Raw genomic sequence first — 6113 nt, 5'->3', positions numbered from 1 at the left:
CCGGATACAATCCAGAGTGATCGGATTCTGCTCTCGGCCTTTCATGCCCCGACGCATGTCCATAGCACCTGTCCTCAGCCACACCCGCACGCCGGGACAGAACCGGGATCACACGCGCAACACGCCCAGCACGCGACGCAACGCCGCCGCGCCAACGTCATCTCCAACTCGCACCGTCGTGCCACCCGCGAGTGCGATCTCGATGACGGCGGGCGCGGCCGCGGATGGCTTACGAGATGGCGACGGCCTGGTTGAGGGTGACGTCTCGACGACGGGCTGCTCGGGCATCGCGGGGATGGTGGATGGGCAGAAATTGCACCTTCGACGGCGCCAAGGTGCCGTGCCCAACCTGGCGAACCATGGCGCCGATCGCGACGCGGCGATCGAAGGTAGTAGTAGCACAGCCGCACCCACGTATCGAGTTACCCAGAGCTAATTCCTTGCTCGGGCGCGACCTCGATTGGCGTCACTTCGCTGCGGTCGCGCTCAGCCTCGCAGGAGCGCGCTGATCGCCTTCCCTGCCGTTGTGCTGATTGGTCAAGTCCCCCCTATACCAAGGCAATTTTTAGAGCCCCAACGTCCGCTACCCCGACTACGCGGCGCTAGCCGCCGTCAGTGTCTCACATGATGGCTCGATAACCATAATTTAGGACAGGCCGGGACAGTTTCCTCCCACGGCTCTCATCGGCCCAGGAGACTCGCCATGCTGATCCCGAGCACAGCGGCATCTGCCAGCACCTCGCTAGGCGCCGCATTATCCGTCGTGACCCCCGAGCACTTTGTCGTGCTTGCTGCCTTTTGCGGGCGGCGACGTAAGGCGCCGCTCCGGTGAGCGCGACGTCAATCGAGCTCAGCGGGAGCGGGTCGAGCGCGGGGGGCGCAACCGCTGCCCAGACCTTGGGCGCAATAGGGAGCGACTATGCTGACCTGATTTCGCAGGGGTCGAACGCTTTCGGAGCCGGGGACGCCCAGATTTTCCATATGAGCGCTGGAGATCTATCTCTGGCGTCACCGCAGCAAATCGGTCGGGTGATTAACGGCGTCACGATTACGGCGTCGATGGTTTCACTGAATCAAACCCTGCTCGACAACATCGCTCAATATTGCATCGCAAACTCGATCTCGGTTTGCGTCGAAGCCCAGTTGAACAACCCGCAGAGCGCTGACTGGACATCGCAGTGGTTGCTGCCCGCCGAAGAGGCCGGTCTGCCAATCACACAGGTGGAGGGAGATAATGAAGTCGAACTTCAGGTGTCGCCGGCGGATTACACCCAGCAGGCAACGAATCAAGCCAACATAGTCGAGGAAATCACCAAATACTACCCGAATATCAAACTCGGGCAGTGGGAAGGCGTTGGCCCTGTAGCGAATAGCGCCTCGTGGATTGCCGCTTATGACAATATAGCTAAAGTCGAAAGTCTGCCCGCTATAAATTACCTTGTCGAAGATACGACATGGTATGCTCCATGGGAGGTGCCGCCGAGCGTCAATCTGTCATGGGAGAATTCACTGGCAGCGCTTGCGGCTCAAGATAATCTCACTCTGACCGTTTTGCTGGATGGGTCAGGAACAGATGTGAGCGGGTCGATGTGGACCGCTCAGGCCGAGGCCGACGCAGCAACGTTAGCGCATAATACGAATGCTAACCCCAGCTCTCTCTTGCTCGAAACATGGTGGCCGTATCCAACAAGCGTATTGCCCACTAATCAGGACAATACCGTTGCTAACGCCGCGTTAGAGGTCCGCGCGACTTATTCTCTGTATCAAGCGAATCACATCACCGCAGTCGGCTCGGTAACCCTTTCAACGTCGCCACAAATCGTCGTGACGGCGGGCAGTACGAGTTCGCTGTTGGGCTTGATCAACGTGGGTTGGTCGATCAACGACGTCGTGCACGGCGCCACGGCTGCGCTGGTCCTCACCGATGAGTCCGGTCTCCTCTACGTCGAGCCATCCGGGAAGGCGACAGTAACAGGAAGTGGCAGCAACACAGTCACTATCGACGGGACCGCCAGCGATCTCGCCGCTACGTTGTCAAGCCTGAAACTGTATGAGGCTGCAGTCGGGCCTGACCTTATAAACGTTCAATCCTTTAATTATAATGGTCGCTCTTCGTCGAGCGAAATCCAGGTATTTTCGACGCAGAATTCGACTGGCTTTCAAGGGCAGACGTTTGCCTTCCGGAGCGGGGGCGCCGGGCAGTTTTGGTCGTCAGGAAGCGCCACATTCGATTCTTCTGGCAAAATCGAGCAGATACAGTACACATGGAATGCTAATAACGTAGGCGACACAGGAAACTACCTCTATACTCAAGCTCTGAGTATGCACTCCCCGATCAATGAAGGCGGAGTGGGCTTGGTTGACGGCATCATTGAAGCACCTCAAGCTGAGGTTGCGGGTAGTGCGCCTGTAAACCTCTCTTCGTGGGAGCCCCCGGGCGCATTCAATCCCGCGTCCTCGACGATTGCGCTCCAGGTTCTATCCACGACTGAGCAATTCAATACAAGTACGGGCCAACTCCAATCATCCACCAGCCGAATCGCGCCATATTCTGACCCTACAATAGCGTCACTTGGCGCTATCGCAGACTTCATGTCGGGCGGCGGCGAGCAAACCACGGAATACAATGTTCAGGGCAACCCGGGGTGGATGCCCTACTGGAGCCCGGCCCTCGCTTCAGTAACCACGATCGACGACTCCGCAGGATCAGTTGTGGAGCAGATCTTTAAGGGGGGGACTAGCGAGAGGTGGCTTTCCATCGATAACGTATATAGCCCTCAGACCGGCAGGCTATGGGAGCAAATTGAGACCGGGCCTCCGGTTGGGCAGTATGTCAATTTTCCGTCCGGCATACTGTACGTCACCCAATTCAATACCGGTGATAATCCAAATTGGAATTACACTGATTGGGGCAACGCACCGCAAATGACAGAGGTGTGGCAGGATACCTATCTTGCTGAGGTGACGCCTCAGTCGCCCGTTCTGACCGGCGCCAACGTGACAGCTGCCTATAGCACTTCGTCCGCGATCACTGCATCAAGTCTGACAGCCTCCTTCCCGGGCTACCAAACCATTTTCGGAGGTGCCGGTACTCCCGACATCAATACGGGCGCCGGACATGCAATCGTCTATCTCCCTGCGGTCGGCCCCAACCAAACCGTCGTATCCGGGGGGGGCGACGCGATCTGGGTGGGAACGGCCCCAACCACGATACAGAACGTTGGGACGGCTACCGATCAGCTCAGTGCTGCGGGAGCCAACATGACGCTGGTTGGCTCCGCCTTCAATCTCACGGGGGGCGAGAATTCGATCACGCTACTCGGTTCGGCCAGCCTTTTCGTAGGCTCCGGATCTAATGCGGTTCAAATGCAGTCTCCGCAGGCGACAATCACGGTTGGTGACAATGGCGCCGTGAATGTCACGGGCCAGAGCGGGACGATCAATCTCGCTGGAACCTCTGCCAGCGCAACGGTCACGAACGCACCCTCAGTCTTCGTGACCGGGTCAAACGCGCTTCTGTCGGGACAGGATGGCATAACAACATGGGTGACCGGCAGCAGGGATCAGATCGTCGCTGGCGGAAATACGACGGCTACTCTCGCAGGTTCGAGCAACGTGTTGAGGATCGGTTCGAACGGCACCGTCTGGATGTACGGCACCCACGACATTTTGAATGCTTCCGATAATACTACGTTAGACATTTACGGAGACGGCAACACTTCGGTAGTCGGTAACGGAGGAAATGTCTGGGAAGCTGGGACAGCTAATCAAATCACGGCTGGCGATGGCTTGACTGCGAGTATGGTCGCTGCCGGGAACACGTTGGTTGCTGGTAGCGGTGCAAATGTGACTATCGCTAGCACTGCCGAGAACATTTACCTGGGTGGCACGGCTGACGTGGTCTCGAGTTATGCTTCCACGTCGTTCCAACTTCATGCCAATCAAAGCGTTGTCCAGTCCCAATCCGGGGATGAGGTTTCGTGTGTTGGATCGCATAATAGTGTTACAACCGGCGCTTCAACTCAGTTGATCCTGGTGGGGTCCGATAACTCCCTTAATGGGGGAAGTTCAAATGTGATCACTCTGGTGGGAGACGGTAACCAAGGTCGAATCGGTCAGGGGAGCACGATTTGGATAGTCACAAACAACAATACCATCCAGGGCGACAGCGCTTCTACGATCGACTCGTATGGTGACGACGTTAGCGTGACCGGCGGCGCTAACAGCAATGTTTGGCTCTCCGGCAATTCGGATGTGGGTACAGTCGATACCGGGGCGACGTGTAGCGCGGTCGGCAATAGCGACAGCGTAATCGCTACGGCTGGAACTGCGTCCATTACATTATACGGTACGGCTGACGTCGCTCAGGGCGGCGGTTCGATCAACGCGTGGTTGGTCGGTGACGGTAGTAAAGGAACATTCGGCGATGCCGCAACCATTGACCTCGCGGCGTCCTACAGTGATGTTACTATCGGAAGCCATTCCACTACATGGGCATATGGGGGTTTTAGCTCAGTTACCGGGGGCGACCAAAACATCGTGGAAACCTACGGAACCAGCGAAGCCGTAAGCGCAGGGATAGATTCGCAGGGCTGGGAGAGTGGCGCCTCTAACAAAATGTCGCTGGGAGATAATTCGTCCGCGTCTGTTGTGGGGAACTACGACAGTTTGACCATCGGGGTCGCGTCGAGCGTTGTCGTCACCGGAACCTACGACTTTATTTCGGCAGAAAGCGCAAATATCGATGCGACCCAGGCTTCTAATACGACGTTCCGATTTGTAGGATCTGGCGACCAAGACGAAATCAGTGGGTTCAGTCTTAGTAAGGGTGACGTTCTAGACCTTTCTGGGCTTCTCGGTGGCGTGGATGTGGATTCACAGAACGTCACCAACTTTGTGTCCCTGACGGCCATTGGAAATAATAGCATAATTGCTGTGGGTCCGTCCGCGAATGAGACGAATATAATACTGTCAAACACTGGATCGATCGGCCTAAACGATTTGCTGAATGGCCACCTGGTATACTGAGGAGGAGCAAGAGAGTGTCTTTTCGAACTGATTCGGCACATTTTCGTGTATTGCTCCTCGGCTCCATGAGCCCGGGTCTCATTGTCCAAGTTGCCGCGCCACGGCAGCGGTGTCCCATCACGGCCCGTCCCAAGAAGCGTTGATCGGCCGCCCGGTGTTCATCAAAAAAGACACATTGGGTCGGATGCCATGCATACGCTGGGTTGGACGCCAGAGCGACTGACAGCGCGTTTGGGAAGTGATTGCTGGATCAGGCGATCCGCCTGAGCATGGTGGCGGTAGCGGCGATAAGGATGAGCGTTTCGGCGACATCGGTGCGCTGTTCGAGGTCGCGGAGGAGGCGTCGTTGCTTGATAAGCCAAGCGCAGCTGCGCTCTACGACCCAGCGGCGTGGCAGCGGCTCGAAGCGAGGCAGGGCGCGGGGCCGTTTGACGATCTGGAGGGTGAGGTGGGTTTTGCCGCGCGCCCATTCGACGAGCTTGCCGGCGTAGCCGCCGTCGTCGAACACGGTGCGCACGAAGCACCAGAGACGGCGGGAGGCGCGCAGCAGCGGCTTGGCGCCGTCGCGGTCCTGGACGCTGGCGGACTGCACCTGAACCGCGAGCAGGCACCCGTCGATGTCGGTCAGGTTGTGACGCTTCCGGCCCGCGATCTTCTTGCCCGCATCGTAGCCTTTCGATCCCCCTTTTGATCGCCGGTGCGCACCGACTGGCTGTCGATGATCGCCGCCGAGGGGCTCGCCTCGCGGCCGACGCGCTCACGGTCGGCGGTCAGCACCGCGTGGTTGATGCGCACCCACACACCTTCGGCCTGCCAGCGGCGCGGGTAGTAATAGACCGTCTGCCACGGCGGGAAGTCATGCGGCAGCAGGCGCCAGGCGTGGCCGGCGCGCAGCGCATAGAGGATGGCGTTGACCAGCTCGCGCGAGGCCGCGCGCCGCGGTCGCCCGCCGGGCAAGGCGTCGGGGACCAGATCGGCGATCGCCGCCCACTGGCGGTCCGACAGATCGGTCGGATAGGCGCGGCGATGCTTCGGCATCTGTGTCATCCCTATCGCCGGGGCGCAGCTCCGGGACGAGCACCCGC

2 protein-coding genes are annotated in these 6113 nt (G+C 58.6%); one reads left to right on the top strand and one right to left on the bottom strand.

Annotated features, from left to right (window positions below; all coding sequences use genetic code 11):
- The first annotated feature begins 828 nt into the window (after positions 1-828).
- A complete protein-coding gene (locus B8460_RS12635; protein ID WP_148360587.1) occupies positions 829-5028 on the top strand; it encodes a beta strand repeat-containing protein in 4200 nt (1399 codons plus the stop codon).
- Positions 5029-5278: 250 nt separating this feature from the next.
- On the opposite strand, the gene B8460_RS12630 is transcribed toward B8460_RS12635, so the two are convergent.
- A protein-coding gene (locus tag B8460_RS12630) for an IS5 family transposase (RefSeq protein WP_148360586.1) occupies positions 5279-6075 on the bottom strand; the annotation gives its coding sequence in 2 pieces (ribosomal slippage) (positions 5279-5716 and positions 5719-6075; 795 coding nt in all).
- Positions 6076-6113 lie beyond the last annotated feature (38 nt).

Origin of the sequence: Acidisphaera rubrifaciens HS-AP3, from assembly GCF_000964365.1 — a bacterium.
Classification (GTDB): domain Bacteria; phylum Pseudomonadota; class Alphaproteobacteria; order Acetobacterales; family Acetobacteraceae; genus Acidisphaera; species Acidisphaera rubrifaciens.
This window is presented reverse-complemented; position numbering and strand designations above follow the sequence as displayed.